The sequence below is a fragment of the Pseudoroseomonas sp. WGS1072 genome, from assembly GCF_049340465.1.
Taxonomy (GTDB): Bacteria; Pseudomonadota; Alphaproteobacteria; order Acetobacterales; family Acetobacteraceae; genus Pseudoroseomonas.
The window spans coordinates 2,004,360-2,019,170 of record NZ_JBMPSU010000001.1 but is presented as its reverse complement, the minus strand read 5'-3'; the positions used below and the strand labels follow the sequence as shown (position 1 = coordinate 2,019,170).

Below are 14,811 nucleotides of genomic sequence, written 5' to 3'. Positions count from 1 at the left end.
TCCTCATCATGGGGCCTCATCGCGGGCGGCGGAAGCGCTCGACCGCGGCCACCAGCGCCATCCGCACCCCGGGCTCCAGCGCCGAATGCCCCGCATCCGGCACCACCGTCAGCCGGGCGCGCGGCCAGGCGGCGGTCAGGTCGAAGGCGCTCTCGGCGGGGCAGACCATGTCGTAGCGCCCCTGCACGATCTCGGCCGGCAGGTGGGCGATGCGCTCCATGCGCCCGAGCAGCCCCTCCGGCGGCAGGAAGAGGTCATGCGCGAAGTAGTGCGCCTCGATGCGCGCCAGGCCGAGCGCCGTGCGGTCCTGGGCGAAGCTCGCCACCGTGTCGGGGCTCGGCATCAGCGTGCTGCAGAGCCCCTCATACTGGCTCCAGGCCCGGGCGGCGGCGAAATGCACCGTCGGGTCGGGGTCGGTCAGGCGGCGCAGATAGGCGGCCAGCAGGTCGCCCCGCTCGGCCGGCGGGACATGCTCGGCGAACTGCTCCCAGGCATCGGGGAAGACCCGGCGCAGCCCGTAGAGGAACCAGTCCACCTCCCGCCGCCGCCCGAGAAAGACGCCGCGCAGCACGCAGCCGGCCACGCGCCCGGGATGCTCCTGGGCATAGGCGAGGGCCAGGGTGGAGCCCCAGGAGCCGCCGAAGAGCAGCCAACGCTCCAGGCCGAGGAAGCGGCGCAGGGTCTCGATGTCGCCCACCAGCTCCTGCGTGGTATTGCCGGCGAGCTCACCGAGCGGGCGGGAGCGGCCGGAGCCGCGCTGGTCGAAGATGATGATGCGCCAGTGCAGCGGGTCGAAGAAGCGGCGGTGCACGGCCCCTGCTCCCGCCCCCGGCCCGCCGTGCAGGAACAGCACCGGCTGGCCCCGCGGATTGCCGACCTGTTCCCAGTACATGACATGCCCGCCCGAAAGCGGCAGCAGGCCGGTCTCGTAGGGCGCGATATCGGGGAAGAGGTCGCCGCGGGGCATGGCGGGATGTTTGGCGCTTCGGCCGCTGCCGCGCAACACCATCTCGGGAGCGGCATAACGTTTGCGCGCGCCCGCCTCTTCGCGCCGGGCCGCTTCGTGCCTAGCTTGGGCCAATGGCGTCTCCCTCCTCCTCCACCGGCCCCTCCTCGACCGGCACCCAGGCCGGCCGGCCGGCCGGTGGCCTGCGCTGCGCCGTCTGCGGCGGCGAGAGCCGCCAGCCGCCCTTCCGCCCCGGCCCGCCCGAGCAGGCCCCGGACCTCGACCTGCGGCCGGGCGAGCCGTTGCGCGGCACCATGGCGCGGTGGCTGCAGCAGTGCCCGCACTGCTCCTATGCCGCGCCCGACATCGGCCGGGCGCATCCGGCGGCGGCCGAGGCGGTGGCGGCGGCGCCCTTCCGGGCGCTGATCACCGAGACCAGCCATCCGCTGCTGGCGCGGCGCTTCCTGGCCTGGGCGCATGTGCTGGAGGAGACCGGGGCGCTGCATGCCGCGGCGGAGGCGACGCTGCACGCCGCCTGGGTGGCGGACGACATGAACCGCCCCGACCTCGCGGCCAGCTGGCGGCTGGAGGCGGTGGCGCTCTGGCGCAGCGGCCCGCCGCTGGATGCCGAGCAGACGGTCCGGGTGATCGACGCGCTGCGCCGCGCCGAGGCCTGGGAGGACGCGGCCGCCACGGTGGAAGGGCTGCTGGCCAGCCAGCCGCCCGAGGCGGTGGCCCAGGTGACGGCGGTGGAGCGCCGCCTGGTCGCCGCGCGCGATGCCGGCCGCCACACCATGGCCAGCGCCCTACCGCCGCCGGCGCGCCGGCCGCATGTGGCGCAGCAGCGGATTGGCCGCCGCGCCACCGGGGAGGGCCTCTGGAGCTGGCTGCGGCAGATCTTCGGCCGGCGCTGAGGGCGCGGCCCGGGCGGGCTTGCCGGGCCCGCCATTTCGGGTGAATTGATACGCTATAACGTTCTCTGGAGACTCCTCATGCCGCTATCCCGCCGCGCCCTGGTCGCGCTGCCCCTCGCCCTTCCTGCCCTTGGGCGCGCCGCCCGGGCGCAACCGGCACCGCTTCCGGTCGTCGCCTCCTTCTCCATTCTGGGCGACATGCTGCGGGAGGTCGGCGGCGACGGGCTGGCGATGCGCGTCCTGGCCGGGCCCGATGTGGACGCCCACAGCTTCCAGCCCCGCCCCTCCGACGCCCAGGCCCTGCGCGCCGCCCGGCTGGTGGTCCGCAACGGGCTGGGCTTCGAGCCCTGGCTGGACCGCATGCTGGCCGCGGCCGGGCAGCAGGGGCGGCTCGTCACCGCCAGCCAGGGGATCACGCCCCGCCAGGCCGGGCCCGCGGATCACGGCCACAGCCATGGTCACAGCCACGGCCACGATCATGACGCGGTCGATCCGCATGCCTGGCAGGATCTGCGCCTGGGCCAGTCCTATGTGCGGACCATCCTTGCCGGGCTGCAGGCGGCCGATCCCGCCGGGGCGGCGGGCCATGCCGCGCGGGCGGAGGCCTACCTGGCCCGGCTCGCCGCCCTCGATGCCTGGGTGCGGGCCGAGATCGGGCGCGTGCCGGAGGCACGCCGGGTGGTGGTCACGAGCCACGATGCCTTCGGCTATTTCGGCGCGGCCTATGGCGTGCGGTTCATCGCGCCGCAGGGCGTCAGCACCGCGGCCGAGCCCTCGGCCGCCGAGGTGGCCCGGCTGATCCGCCTGTTGAAGCGCGAGGGGATCACGGCGGTGTTCCTGGAGAACATGGCGAATCCAGCGACGCTGAACCGGCTGGCGGCGGAGGCGGGGGTCACGGTCAAGGGCCGGCTCTACGCCGATGCCCTCTCCTCCGCCGACGGGCCGGCGCCGAGCTACGAGGCGATGTTCCGCCACAATGTCGGCCTGCTGACAGCGGCCATGCGCGGCTGAGACGGCGCCCGGCCGGCGGCCGGGCCACGCCGTGAGCTGCCGGCGGAATAGAAGTATTTCCGTAAAATCTCCTGAACGGCAGGAACAAAGCTTGAAATTGAGCGATCGTGCAGTTAATTTCCGGCAACGGAATTCAACCGCTCGCTCTTTCAACGCCCGATCCAGCCCGTACAGGGAGACGCATGCATCACGGACCGCTGATCGCCACCATCTGCGCCGGGCTTTCGCTCGCCTTCATCTTCGGCGCGGTCGCGCAGAGGCTGCGCATCTCCCCGCTTGTCGGCTATCTTCTCGCCGGCGTCGCCATCGGGCCCTTCACGCCGGGCTTCGTCGCCGACCAGGGCCTGGCCAACGAGCTGGCGGAGATCGGCGTCATCCTGCTGATGTTCGGCGTCGGTCTGCATTTCTCCCTCAAGGACCTGCTCTCCGTCCGCAAGATCGCGGTGCCGGGCGCTGTGGTGCAGATCGGCGCCGCGACGCTGATGGGCATGGGCCTGGCCTGGATGCTCGGCTGGTCGATCCCCGAGGGTTTCGTCTTCGGCCTCGCCCTCTCCGTCGCCTCCACCGTGGTGCTGCTGCGCGCCCTGCAGGAGCGGCGCATCGTCGAGACCGAGCGCGGGCGCATCGCCGTCGGCTGGCTGATCGTCGAGGACCTGGCCATGGTCCTCGCCCTGGTGCTGCTGCCGGCCATCGCCAGCGCGGTGAACGGCACGCCGAGCGATGGCGGCGGGCCGCTGGCGGCGCGGCTCGATCTCGGCCTCGCCGGCATCCTGATGGTCACCCTCGCCAAGGTCGTCGCCTTCGTCGCCGTCATGCTGATCGTCGGGCGCCGCGTCATCCCCTGGGTGCTGCACTGGGTGGTGCATACCGGCTCGCGCGAGCTGTTCCGCCTCTCGGTGCTGGCCGTGGCGCTGGGCGTCGCCTATGGCGCGGCCATCCTCTTCGACGTCTCCTTCGCCCTCGGCGCCTTCTTCGCCGGCATGGTGCTGGCCGAGAGCCAGCTCAGCCACCGCGCGGCCGAGGAGACCCTGCCGCTGCGCGACGCCTTCGCCGTGCTGTTCTTCGTCTCGGTCGGCATGCTGTTCAATCCGAGCATCATCGCCACCGCCCCGGCGGCCCTGGCGGGCACCATCCTGATCATCGTCGTCGGCAAGTCGATCGCCGCCTGGGCCATCGTCCGTGCCTTCGGCCGCTCGAACACCGTGGCGCTGACCATCTCCGCCAGCCTGGCGCAGATCGGCGAGTTCTCCTTCATCCTGGCCGGGCTCGGCGTGGCGCTGAACATGCTGCCCGCCGAGGGGCGCGACCTGATCCTGGCCGGCGCCATCCTCTCCATCCTGTTCAACCCCTTCTTCTTCATCATCATCGACCGCGTCACGGCGCGGGCGGCCGCCCGCCAGGCCGCGGCCGCCCCCGCCCCGGTGCCCGCGCCGGCTCCCGTCATGGCCGCCGCGACGCCCGCCCCCGTCGCGCCCGCCGCGCCGGCGGAGCCAGCCCCCGCCGAGTCCCAGGATGAAGAGCAGGCGACCGACCTCCGCCCCACCGCCCTGGCGCATCATTCGGTGCTGATCGGCTATGGCCGGGTCGGGCGGCTGGTCGGGCAGGGATTGCACCGTGCCGGCGAGCCGGTGCTGGTGATCGAGGAGCGGCGCGAGAGCGTCGAGGCGGCGCGGGCGGATGGGATGGAGGCGATCCTGGGCAATGCCGCCGATCCGGCGGTGCTGGCCGCCGCCAACCTGGCCGAGGCCGACCGCCTCTTCATCGCCATCCCCGAGAGCTTCCACGCCGGGCAGGTCGTCGAGCAGGCGCGGGCGATCAATCCCGGGCTGGACATCCTGGCCCGCGCCCATACCGATGCCGAGGTCGAGCACCTGATGAAGCTCGGCGCCTCGCTGACCATCATGGGCGAGCGGGAGATCGCGCGCGGCATGCTCGACCATGCCCGCCTGCCCCCCGCCGCCGCCGCGGTGCAGCCCGCGCTGCACATGACCGCGGCCCGGCGGGTGGTCGGCAGCCAGCGCGACCCGGCGGAATCGGGGAACTGACGCGCCGGCGGGGCCGGCCTCCGGCGCCCGCCGCGTTCCGCGACCCGGCGCGGGTGGACGGCCCGGACCGCGGGGGCGCGGCGAGACCCTTGCCAGGGTAGGATGGCGGCCCTACCACCGCCCCTTTCCGCCAGGTCCGCAAGGGGGTGACGCGCATGAACTGGATCAGCGAATGGGCGCTGCCGAAGATCCAGACATGGCTCGGCCGCAAGGAGGTGCCGGACAACCTCTGGCACAAATGTCCGGCCTGCGAGCAAATGATCTTCCACCGCGACCTCGAGCGGAACCTGCATGTCTGCACCCATTGCGGCCATCATCTCCGCGTCGGCGCGCTGAAGCGGGTCGAGTACACGCTCGATCCCGGCTTCCAGCGCATCGAGCTGCCGAAGGCGCCGGCCGACCCGCTGCGCTTCCGCGACCAGCGCCGCTACGGCGACCGGCTGAAGGAGGCGCAGGCCAAGGCCGGGCAGGATGACGCCGTGGTGGTGGCGCATGGCGCCATCGAGGGCCGCCGCGCCGTCGTCGCCGCCTTCGAGTTCAGCTTCATGGGCGGCTCGATGGGCGCGGGCGTCGGCGAGGCCATCGTCACCGCGGCGAAGCTCGCCGTGCTGCAGGACGCGCCGCTGATCGTCTTCACCGCCTCGGGCGGCGCCCGCATGCAGGAGGGCGCGGTCAGCCTGATGCAGATGCCGCGCACCGTCATCGCCAGCCAGATGGTGAAGGAGGCCGGCCTCCCCTTCATCGTGGTGCTCTGCGATCCGACCACGGGCGGCGTCACCGCCAGCTTCGCCATGCTGGGCGATATCCAGATCGCCGAGCCGGGGGCCATGATCGGCTTCGCCGGCGCCCGCGTCATCGAGCAGACCGTGCGCGAGAAGCTGCCCGAGGGCTTCCAGCGCGCCGAGTACCTGCTGGAGCACGGCATCCTCGACATGGTGGTGAAGCGCGGCGCCATGCGCGAGACGCTGGCGCACGTGATCTCCCTGCTGCGCGAGCCGGTCCTGGTGGCGGTGGCGGGGGATGTCACCGCCGGGACGACGCCGGACCGCGCCGCCCTGACCGGGGCCGAGGGCGCACCGGAGCCGCAGGCCGGGCCGCCGCGCGCCCGGGCGCCGGAGGAGGCGCCGGCGTCATCCCCGGCGGCGGCGAAGGGAGCCCCGCCGGCGTGAGTCGCGCGGAGGCCATCATCGAGCGGCTGCACAGCCTGCACCCCAAGCTGATCGACCTCAGCCTGGAGCGGCTGCAACGCCTGCTGGCGACGCTCGGCCATCCGGAGCGGAAGTTGCCGCCGGTGGTGCACGTCGCCGGCACCAACGGCAAGGGCTCGACCTGCGCCTTCCTGCGCGCCATCGCCGAGGCGGCGGGGCAGCGCGTGCATGTCTATTCCTCACCCCATCTGGTACGCTTCCGCGAGCGCTACCGGCTGGCCGGCACGCTGGTGACGGACGAGGCCCTGGCCGCCGCGCTGGAGGAGGTGGAGGCGGCCAATGCCGGCCAGCCGATCACCGTCTTCGAGGTGACAACGGCGGTGGGCTTCCTGCTGTTCAGCCGCGTGCCGGCCGACCTGCTGGTGCTGGAGGTCGGCCTCGGCGGCCGTTTCGACGCGACCAATGTGGTCGAGCGCCCGGCGGCCTGCGCCATCAGCAGCATCTCCCTGGACCACACCGATTTCCTGGGCGACAGCCTGGCGCAGATCGCCGGCGAGAAGGCCGGGATCCTCAAGCCGGGCGTGCCCGCCGCCACTGGTCGGCAGCCGCCCGAGGCATTGATGGTGCTGGAGGACGTGGCGCAGGCGCTCGGGGTGCGGCTCGCCGTGCGCGGCCAGGACTGGGCGGTGACCTGGACCGAGGCCGGGCTGCGCTATGCCGATACCGGCGGCGCCATGGACCTGCCGCGACCGGCCCTGCCGGGGCCGCATCAGGCCGACAATGCCGGCCTCGCCATCGCCGCGCTGCGCGGCTGGGATCCGCCCTGGCTGAATGAGGCGGCGATCGCCGCCGGCCTCGCCACCGTCACCTGGCCGGCCCGGTTGCAACAGCTGCACGGCGCGCTGGCCACGCTGCTGCCGCCGGGCTGGGAGCTGTGGCTGGATGGCGGGCACAATGCCGGCGGCGGCGCCGCGCTGGCCGAGCACCTGCCGGCCTGGGCCGACCGGCCGCGCCACCTGGTGGTCGGGATGAAGCAGGGCAAGGCCTCGCAGGATTTCCTGCGGCCGCTGCTGCCAATGGCCGAGGGCCTCTGGGCGGTGGCCGAGCCGGGCCAGCACCTCGCCGTGCCGGTGGAGGGCATCGTCGCCGCCAGTGGCGGCCGCGCCCGGCCCGGGCCGCGGGTGGCGGACGCGCTGCGCGCCATCGCCGCCGAGGCCGGGGAACCCGGACGGGTGCTGATCTGCGGCAGCCTCTACCTCGCGGGCGAGGTGCTCAAGGCGGACGGCAGCAGCATCGCCTGAGGATGGGCGCCTGAGGATGGCGCCTGAGGACAAGCGCTGACCTTCCGGACGGGGTGGCGGGAGAAACGGCTCCCGCCACCCGATGCCTCAGGGCGAGACGATCAGGCAGGCGCCGCGGCTGCGCAGCTTGTCACAGGCCGCCTGGGCACTGGCCTGCGACAGGCCCATGACCCGGGCCCGGTAGAGCGTGCCATTGCCCTGCCCGACCGATTCGACCGCCGGCCTGGCGCCCGCCGCGCCCAGCCGGCCGCGCGCGTCGTTGGCGGCGCTGCGCGCCTGGGCGGCATTGGCGAAGGCGCCGACCTGCACGCCCCAGGCGCCGCCGCTGGCCACCGCGGCGGCCGGTGTCGCCTTGGCCGGGGCACGCAGCACATTCGCCGGCGGCGCCACCGTGGCGGCGTTCGCCGTGCCGACCAGGCTGAAGCCGCTGCTGCGGGCCAGGCTCGGGGCGGGAGCGGGACGCGCCGGCTCGGAGAAGGCGGTGGCGATGCGGGCCTTGGTCGGCACCTCGGCACGGGCCTGGACCGGCGCGGCCGCTGCCGGGCGCGGCGTCACCGCGGCGGCGAGCAGGCTCGGCGCGGGCGCCGGAGGCGGCGGCTCGGCCACCGGCGGCGCGCTGGCATAGGTGGAGCCGTCCGGGATCGGGTCCATCCGCACCACGGTGCCGGCGGCCAGGGCGGAGGCGGCGGGCGGGGCGTAGGCGGGCTGGGCGTAGGTGGAGCCGTCCGGGATCGGATCCATCCGCACCACGCCGCCGGCGCCGTCGAGGCTGGCGAGCTGCACGGGGGCCGGATAGGTCGAGCCATCCGGGATCGGGTCCATCCGCACCACCGGGCCCGGCGGCAGGGTGGCGACCCTGATGCCGGGGTCGACCGCGTTGCGCTGTTCGCGCAGCGCCAGCATGGTCGCCTGGTTGCCGCGGCGCGGGCCGGCCGGGATGTTGAGCGGGATCTCGGCCGCCGCGTAGACTTCCGGCGCGGCGCGGCGGTTCGGATGGGTGTCGCCGATGCGCGAGCCGATGCGGGCCACGTAGTTGCGGGTCTCGGCCGGCAGGCCGCGGCCGTTCCAGAGGTAGTCCTCCAGGCGGCGCGGGCCGGCATTGTAGGCGGCGAGGAAGCCCGGGCTGCCGTAGAGCTCGTACATCTCGCGCAGATAGGCCGTGCCGGCCATCATGCTGTTCCAGGGATGATAGGCATCATCCCCCAGGCCGTAGCGGGCGCGCAGCTCGGCGTAGGTGCCGGGCATGACCTGCATCAGCCCCATGGCCCCGACCGGGCTGGTGGCGGTGACGCGGCCGCCGCTCTCCTGGCGCATGACCTCGCGGATCCAGCGCTCGGGAATGTCGAACCGCTTCGACGCCTCGCGGATATAGGGGCCCCAGGGATCGTGCGACGGTCCCGGCGGCTCGTAGCTGGATGGTTGTGGATAGGCCGCGGCCTGGGCCGCGGCGCTGGCCGAGATCGGCCGGCCGGCCTGCTGCGCGCTTCCGCAGGCGGCCAGAAGGCTCACCATGGACAGCGTGGCCAGCAGGCGGATGCGCCCCCCCGGCGTCATCCGAGCAGATTGGAACGGAGTCATCCCCAGTTCTCCGTCAGGCAACGCGAAGCACCCCTGATGACGGACCGCCTGCGCCCCCACGCCTGCGAATCCAGGGTACAACCCGGTGCTGGTTTCAATACGACACGTACGCGCAAACCGCTAAAGGATACAGGAGGCTAGCGCAAGCCTCGTCTGCGCCGTCCTTCCGCGCCCGGAGGCGATGGCCGCCCTTCCGCCGGCCTGCAGCCCTGCCTCCGGCTCGGCAAGCCCCATGGCAAGCCCTCTGGCAACCCCTCTGGCAAGATCGCGCGAAAAGCGCCATGTCTCGCCCGGCGGCGCGGCCTGCTTCTCCGGCCCGCCGCAGGCCCGCCGTCGCGGCGGCGGTGCGCCGATGTCCCTCGATTCGTCAGGAAAGATCACATGGCCGCGCCTCATCACTTCCTCCGCGCTCTGGCTGCCCGCCCCGTGCTCCGCGCCGGGATCGCCGCGCTGCTGATCGGCGGCGCCGTCTCCGCCTGCGCCCCGCAGCAGTCCGGCTCGAGCTTCTCCAGCGCCTCCATGGGACGCGCGGCGTCCGTGTCCTTCGGCACCATCATCGGCATGCGGCCCGTGCATGTGCAGGGGAGCGGCTCGGGCATCGGCACGGCGGCCGGCGCCGTCGCCGGCGGCGTGGCCGGCAGCTTCATCGGCGGCGACTGGCGCTCCAATGCTCTGGCGGGCCTCGGCGGCGCCGTGCTGGGCGGCCTCGCCGGCAACGCCATCGGCAGCGGCGTCAGCGGCGGCAACGCGGTCGAGTTCTTCGTCCGCGAGGATCAGGGCGGCGACATCTCCGTGGTCCAGACCAACGAGGAAGGGCTGCAGGTCAATGACCGTGTTGTGATCGCGCGCGGCGACCGCACCCGCCTCTCCCGCGCCGCCGGCGGCCCGCCCCCGGGCGCCTTCCCGCCGCCGGCCAGCGCCATGGGCGCGAGCTACGGCGGGCCGAAGTAAGGCGCCGAAGCAGGATCGTGGCGGCGACCGCCGTCCCGGCGACCCGGGATGGCGGTCGGCCCGCCTTGCGGTGTATAGAGCCGCGGCCATGCAGCACGCGGTCTCCCCCACCTATCATATCGACGCCAACCGGCCGGACCGGGCGGGGCGGGCCATGGCCGACCTGCGCGACGGCTTCGCCGCCTGGCGGCTGGCCTGGGCCCTGGCCCGGCTGGACCTGCGCAACCGCTATCGCGGCTCGGTGATCGGCCCCTTCTGGGTGACGCTCTCAACCGCCGCCATGCTGCTCGGCCTCGGCCTGCTCTACTCGCAGCTCTTCGGCATCGCGCTCGGCAGCTACCTGCCGCACCTCGCGGCCAGCCTGGTCACCTGGCAGGCCCTGGCGACGCTGGTGGGAGACGCGACGACCAGCCTCAGCAGCGCCGAGGCGGTGATCCGCCAGCTCCGCCTGCCCCTGACCACCCATGTGCTCCGCTGCGTCTTCCGCAACGCGGTGACGGCGGCGCACAGCCTGCCGCTGATCCTGGTGGTCTTCCTGCTGGTCGGCCACTGGCCGGGCTGGGAGTTGCTGCTGGTGGTGCCGGGCCTCGCCGTGCTGGCCTTGAACGCCTTCACCATCACGCTCTTCCTCGGCATGATCTGCGCCCGCTTCCGCGACATCGGGCCGATCGTCACCAACTTCATGCAGCTCGCCTTCTTCATGACGCCGGTGATCTGGAAGCCGGAATCGCTCGGCGACAAGGCGGTCTGGCTGCCGCTGAACCCCTTCTACACGCTGCTCGAGATGCTGCGCGGCCCGCTGGTCGAGGGCGGCGGCACGCTGATGACCTGGGTCGCCGCGCTGATCTATTCCTCGGTCCTGGCCGCGATCGCCCTCGTCTTCTTCGTCCGTTTCCGCAACCGCGTGGCATTCTGGGTCTGATCCGGTGGCGAATATCTCCGCGCGCGGCCTGCGCATCGAATTCCCGCTCTATCACCTCGCCGCCCGCAGCCTGAAGAAGCGGCTGCTGGCCAAGGCCGCCATCCGGGTCAAGACCGACGAATCGAACCGCGTCGTCGTCTCGGCGCTGAGCGACCTCAACTTCGAGATCACCCGCGGCGAGCGCGTGGCGCTGATCGGCACCAATGGCGCCGGCAAGACCACCCTGCTCCGCACCATCGCCGGCATCTATGAGCCGGTGGCGGGGCAACTCTCCGTCGAGGGCGAGATCGGCTCGCTGATCGACCCCGCCGCCGGCATGGATTCCGACAGCACGGGACGCGAGAACATCCGCCTGCGCGGCCTCTACCGGGGCATGGACGAGGCCGGCATCGCCGCCCTGGAGGCCGATGCCGCCGAGTTCTCCGGCCTCGGCGAGTTCCTCGACGTGCCGACGCGCGGCTATTCCGCCGGCATGAACATCCGCCTCGCCTTCGCCATGGCGACCGCCATCACGCCGCAGATCCTGCTGATGGACGAGTGGTTCATGGCCGGCGACGCCGACTTCATGCGCAAGGCGGAGGCGCGGCTCACCCGCCTGGTGGAGGGGGCCGACATCCTGGTGATCGCCACGCACGACATGGGCGTGGTGCGCCGCTGGTGCAGCCGCGTGATCCGGCTCGAATCCGGCCGTATCGTCGCCGATGGCACGGTGGACGAGGTGCTGGGACCCGTCGCGGCCGCGGACCCGGTGGCCTGAGCGGAGGGCCGGCTCACTCCGGGGCCGGCCGCGCCCGCATCTGCTTCACGCCCGCCCGCACCTTCTTCTCCTCCACGCGCTTGCGCTTCTGGGTGCGCGAGACGCGGGTGGCGACGCGCGGCGCCGGCGGCACCGCCGCCTCGCGCAGCAGGGCGATCAGCCGCTCCCGCGCATCCTGCCGGTTCTGCTCCAGCGAGCGGAAGCGCTGCGCCGCGATCACCAGCAGCCCGGCCGGCGTCATCCGCCGCCCGGCCAGCCGCGCCAGCCGGTCCTTCACCGCCGGCGGGATGCCGGGCGAGGCCAGGACATCGAGGCTGAGCCGCACGGCGGTGGAGACCTTGTTGACGTTCTGCCCGCCCGGCCCGGAGGCGCGGACGAAGCTCTCCCGCAGTTCCTCCTCGGCGATGGCGATGCGGGGCGGGATCTCGATCATCGTCCGGGGTCCGGGAAGCTGGGGGCGGCGTGGCCTCTCCTTTGCCCCGGAGCGGTCCGCCGCCTCAAGCCCGCTTCTCCGCCAGCAGCAGCACATTCGGCAAGGGCAGCCCGCCCCAGCAGGGCTGCCGCGTGACGGCGAAGCCCCCCTCGTCCAGCACCGCCTCCAGCGCGCCGAGCGGCAGCGGCGCCACCCGCGCGCGCGGCTCGCCGCGCAGCAGCGCGTTCACCCGCTCCATTCCCCGGCCGAAGCGGCTGCGCCAGCCGCACTCAGGATCGAAGACGCGCAGCACCAGCCGCCGGTCCGCCATCGACATGGCCCGCCGCAACAGGGCGAGCTGCGCGGCGGGCGGCAGCAGGTAGAGCACGTCGATGAGCATCACCGTGTCGGCGCCGGGCAGGGCCGCCTGGACCTCCGGCCGGGCCAGGTCGCCGGCCAGGAAGCGGGCGGGCAGGCCGGCGGCGGCGGCGGCGGCCTCCGCCACCTGGCCCGCCAGCAGGTCGAGCCCCACCGCCCTGCGCGCCAGCCCGGCCTCCAGCAGCAGCAGGGTGAGCTGCCCGCGGCCGCAGCCGAGATCGGTGACGGCGCCGAAGCCGCCCACCGCGGCGGCGCGCGCCAGGATGGCGGCGGTCGCCGGATCGTGGCGCAGCTTGCGCGGCACGAAGCCCCGGCTGTAGCGCGAGGCGCCGGCATAGCGCGCGGCGACGCGGCCGATCAGCCCGGGCAGGGCGGCGGCCACCGCCTCCGGCCGCCCGGTGAGCGCCGTGCTGTCCGCCGGCGCCGTCACAGCGGCGGCAGGGGCTCCGCCACGGCGAGATCGATCCGTGTCTTGTTGCGGCTGTTCCAGGCCCGGTCGTACTGCGGCGGCATCTGCATCGCCTCCATCCGGCCCAGCGTGGCGGCGGCGCGCACCGGCCAGTAGGGGTCGCGCAGCAGTTCGCGCGCCAGCAGGATCAGGTCCGCCTTGCCCTCGTCCAGGATCGCCTGGGCCTGCTGCGGCTCGGTGATCAGGCCGACCGCCGCGGTGACGATCCCGGTGCCGGCGCGCACGGCGGCGGCACCCGGCACCTGGTAGCCCGGGCCCATCGGGATCTCGGCCGGCAGCACGCCGCCGGAGGAGACATCGGCGAGATCGACGCCCGCCGCCTTCAGCTCGCGCGCCAGCGCCACGGTCTCCTCCGTGCTCCAGCCGCCCTCGATCCAGTCGGTGTGGGAGAAGCGGACGGCCAGCGGCACCTCGTCCGGGATGGCGGCGCGCACCACCGAGACCACCTCGCGCAGCAGCCGGGTGCGGCCGGCGAAATCGCCGCCCCAGCCGTCATTGCGCTGGTTGGAGAGCGGCGAGAGGAAGCTGTGCAGCAGATAGCCATGCGCCGCGTGGATCTCGATCAGCCGGTAGCCGGCGGCGATGGCGCGCCGCGCCGTGGCGGCGAAGTCCTCGATGACGCGGTGGATATCCGCCTCGGTCATGGCGCGCGGCGTGTCCATCCCCGGCATGGCCAGGGCGCTGGGACCGAGCGCCTGCCAGCCATGCTCGCGCGCCATGCCGCCGATCCAGGGCGCGGCGGAGCTGGCCTTGCGCCCGGCATGCGCGAGCTGGATGGCCGGCACCGCGCCGGTCGAGGCGATGGCGCGGGCCAGCCGGGCATGGCCGGGAAGGTGCCCGTCGCTCCAGAGGCCCAGATCGGCCGGGGTGATGCGCCCCTCCGGCGCGACCGCCGTCGCCTCGGTGATCACCAGCCCGGCGCCACCGATGGCGCGGCTGTGCAGATGCGCCAGATGCCATTCCGTTGGCAGCCCGTCCGGCGCGCAGGAATACTGGCACATGGGCGCGACACCGATGCGGTTGCGCAGCGTGACGCCGCGCAGGGCGAGAGGCTCGAAAAGATCGGTCACCAGGCGGAACTCCGGTTGGCGGCGAGGGCCGGGATGGCATTCCAGGGGGGCAGGCGCCCCAGTCGGTTCTCGAAGACGGCAAACCATGTAGGCCCCCCGCCCCGCCGCGCCAACAGCCGCCCCGCCGCATCGGCCGGGAAGCGTGACAGGGTGACCGCGTCGCGCACATTGCCGCCGACCGCCGCGACCTCTCCCGGCCCGGCGGTGAGCACGATGTCGCAATGCATGGGGCGGAAGCGGCCGGTCTCGGGCAGGCGCGCGCGCCAGTCCGGCAGCGGCCGCGCCGAGCGGTCGGCGCAGACCAGGTCGCCCGGCCGCGGCGCATAGGCCGCCCAGTCCCGCGGCAGGAAGGGCGCGTGCCCGGGGAAGGCCATGGCATCGGCCAGCAGGGCGTCAATGTAGAAGGCATGCGCGGCGGAGGGTGGGAACTCGCGGCGGTCGAGCCCGGCGCTCCGCATGACATGGCTGATGAAGGCCGCCGACCATGCGGGCTCGGACCAGAGGCTGGAGGGCGCGCCGGGCGCCGCCAGCAGGGTGGCGTAGCGCGCCCGGTTGCGGGCGACGGCGCCGGCCGCCTCCGCGTCGTCCACGGCGCGCCAATAGGCCAGGACGCGCGGGAAGTTCAGCGGGTCGCTCTCGGCGGGGCGCGCGGCGCCGGGGGTGGGGTGGTCCTCCTCGCGCGGGGTGGCGGCCTGGGCCTCGGCCTCCAGGACAATGCCGCCCCAGTCCCGCCACTCCGCCTCGGCGATGCGCAGGATGCGCTCCCGCACGCTCGGCGGATAGGAGAGCGGTGCCTCGCGCGGCGGAGCGGCGGGCGGGGTGGCGCAACCCGCCAGGGCCAGCAGGAAGGCCAGCAGCGGCAGGAGACTCGGTGAGCGGTGTGACGGCATGAGGCGGAGCCTATGGGCC

Annotated in this window: 14 protein-coding genes; 8 read left to right on the top strand and 6 right to left on the bottom strand. The window is 73.8% G+C overall.

What is annotated here, in order from left to right; all coding sequences use genetic code 11:
- Positions 1-16: 16 nt before the first annotated feature.
- Entirely contained in the window at positions 17-967 is a 951-nt protein-coding gene (pip, locus tag ACF3NH_RS09700) for a prolyl aminopeptidase (protein WP_198365427.1), read from the bottom strand.
- 113 nt (positions 968-1,080) lie between these two features.
- On the opposite strand from pip, the gene ACF3NH_RS09695 reads away from it, so the two are divergent.
- From ACF3NH_RS09695 to ACF3NH_RS09675, 5 genes are all read left to right on the top strand, one after another.
- Positions 1,081-1,860, top strand: coding sequence for a hypothetical protein (locus ACF3NH_RS09695; protein WP_422922669.1), 780 nt, complete (start codon positions 1,081-1,083; stop codon positions 1,858-1,860).
- A 78-nt stretch (positions 1,861-1,938) separates the two neighbouring features.
- Positions 1,939-2,871, top strand: a complete 933-nt coding sequence (locus ACF3NH_RS09690) for a metal ABC transporter solute-binding protein, Zn/Mn family (RefSeq protein WP_422922668.1) — start codon at positions 1,939-1,941, stop codon at positions 2,869-2,871.
- A gap of 182 nt (positions 2,872-3,053) precedes the next feature.
- Entirely contained in the window at positions 3,054-4,916 is a 1,863-nt protein-coding gene (locus tag ACF3NH_RS09685) for a cation:proton antiporter domain-containing protein (RefSeq protein ID WP_422922667.1), read from the top strand.
- 155 nt (positions 4,917-5,071) lie between these two features.
- Entirely contained in the window at positions 5,072-6,085 is a 1,014-nt protein-coding gene (gene accD, locus ACF3NH_RS09680; protein ID WP_422922666.1) for an acetyl-CoA carboxylase, carboxyltransferase subunit beta, read from the top strand.
- Entirely contained in the window at positions 6,082-7,365 is a 1,284-nt protein-coding gene (locus ACF3NH_RS09675; RefSeq protein WP_422922665.1) for a bifunctional folylpolyglutamate synthase/dihydrofolate synthase, read from the top strand. The genes accD and ACF3NH_RS09675 overlap by 4 nt, the downstream gene beginning before the upstream one ends.
- 87 nt (positions 7,366-7,452) lie before the next feature.
- Here the strand turns inward: ACF3NH_RS09675 and ACF3NH_RS09670 are convergent, their stop codons facing one another.
- Complete coding sequence (locus ACF3NH_RS09670; RefSeq protein WP_198365422.1) at positions 7,453-8,943, bottom strand: transglycosylase SLT domain-containing protein; 1,491 nt, start codon at positions 8,941-8,943, stop codon at positions 7,453-7,455.
- Between the two features lie 381 nt (positions 8,944-9,324).
- Here ACF3NH_RS09670 and ACF3NH_RS09665 point away from each other — a divergent pair, with 381 nt between their 5' ends.
- The 3 genes from ACF3NH_RS09665 to ACF3NH_RS09655 all read left to right on the top strand — a co-directional run bounded on the left by ACF3NH_RS09665 (position 9,325) and on the right by ACF3NH_RS09655 (position 11,573).
- A complete protein-coding gene (locus ACF3NH_RS09665) occupies positions 9,325-9,894 on the top strand; it encodes a glycine zipper 2TM domain-containing protein (RefSeq protein WP_232476919.1) in 570 nt (189 codons plus the stop codon).
- Positions 9,895-9,982: 88 nt separating this feature from the next.
- Entirely contained in the window at positions 9,983-10,816 is an 834-nt protein-coding gene (locus ACF3NH_RS09660; protein ID WP_422922664.1) for an ABC transporter permease, read from the top strand.
- A 4-nt stretch (positions 10,817-10,820) separates the two neighbouring features.
- Complete coding sequence (locus ACF3NH_RS09655) at positions 10,821-11,573, top strand: ABC transporter ATP-binding protein (protein WP_198365420.1); 753 nt, start codon at positions 10,821-10,823, stop codon at positions 11,571-11,573.
- A 13-nt stretch (positions 11,574-11,586) separates the two neighbouring features.
- On the opposite strand, the gene arfB is transcribed toward ACF3NH_RS09655, so the two are convergent.
- From arfB to ACF3NH_RS09635, 4 genes are all read right to left on the bottom strand, one after another.
- Positions 11,587-12,006 (bottom strand): alternative ribosome rescue aminoacyl-tRNA hydrolase ArfB, encoded by a 420-nt coding sequence (arfB, locus tag ACF3NH_RS09650; protein ID WP_422922663.1) that lies wholly within the window; start codon positions 12,004-12,006, stop codon positions 11,587-11,589.
- A 64-nt stretch (positions 12,007-12,070) separates the two neighbouring features.
- The gene (locus tag ACF3NH_RS09645; protein ID WP_422922662.1) at positions 12,071-12,793 is read right to left on the bottom strand and encodes a methyltransferase domain-containing protein; all 723 of its coding nucleotides are present in this window, start codon (positions 12,791-12,793) and stop codon (positions 12,071-12,073) included.
- Positions 12,790-13,902, bottom strand: a complete 1,113-nt coding sequence (locus ACF3NH_RS09640; protein ID WP_422922661.1) for an NADH:flavin oxidoreductase/NADH oxidase — start codon at positions 13,900-13,902, stop codon at positions 12,790-12,792. The genes ACF3NH_RS09645 and ACF3NH_RS09640 overlap by 4 nt, the downstream gene beginning before the upstream one ends.
- Positions 13,899-14,792 carry a DUF2272 domain-containing protein gene (locus ACF3NH_RS09635; protein WP_422922660.1) on the bottom strand — a complete coding sequence of 298 codons (894 nt, stop codon included), beginning with the start codon at positions 14,790-14,792 and terminating at the stop codon, positions 13,899-13,901. Before ACF3NH_RS09635 ends, ACF3NH_RS09640 begins: the two co-directional genes overlap by 4 nt.
- Between the last annotated feature and the right edge of the window lie 19 nt (positions 14,793-14,811).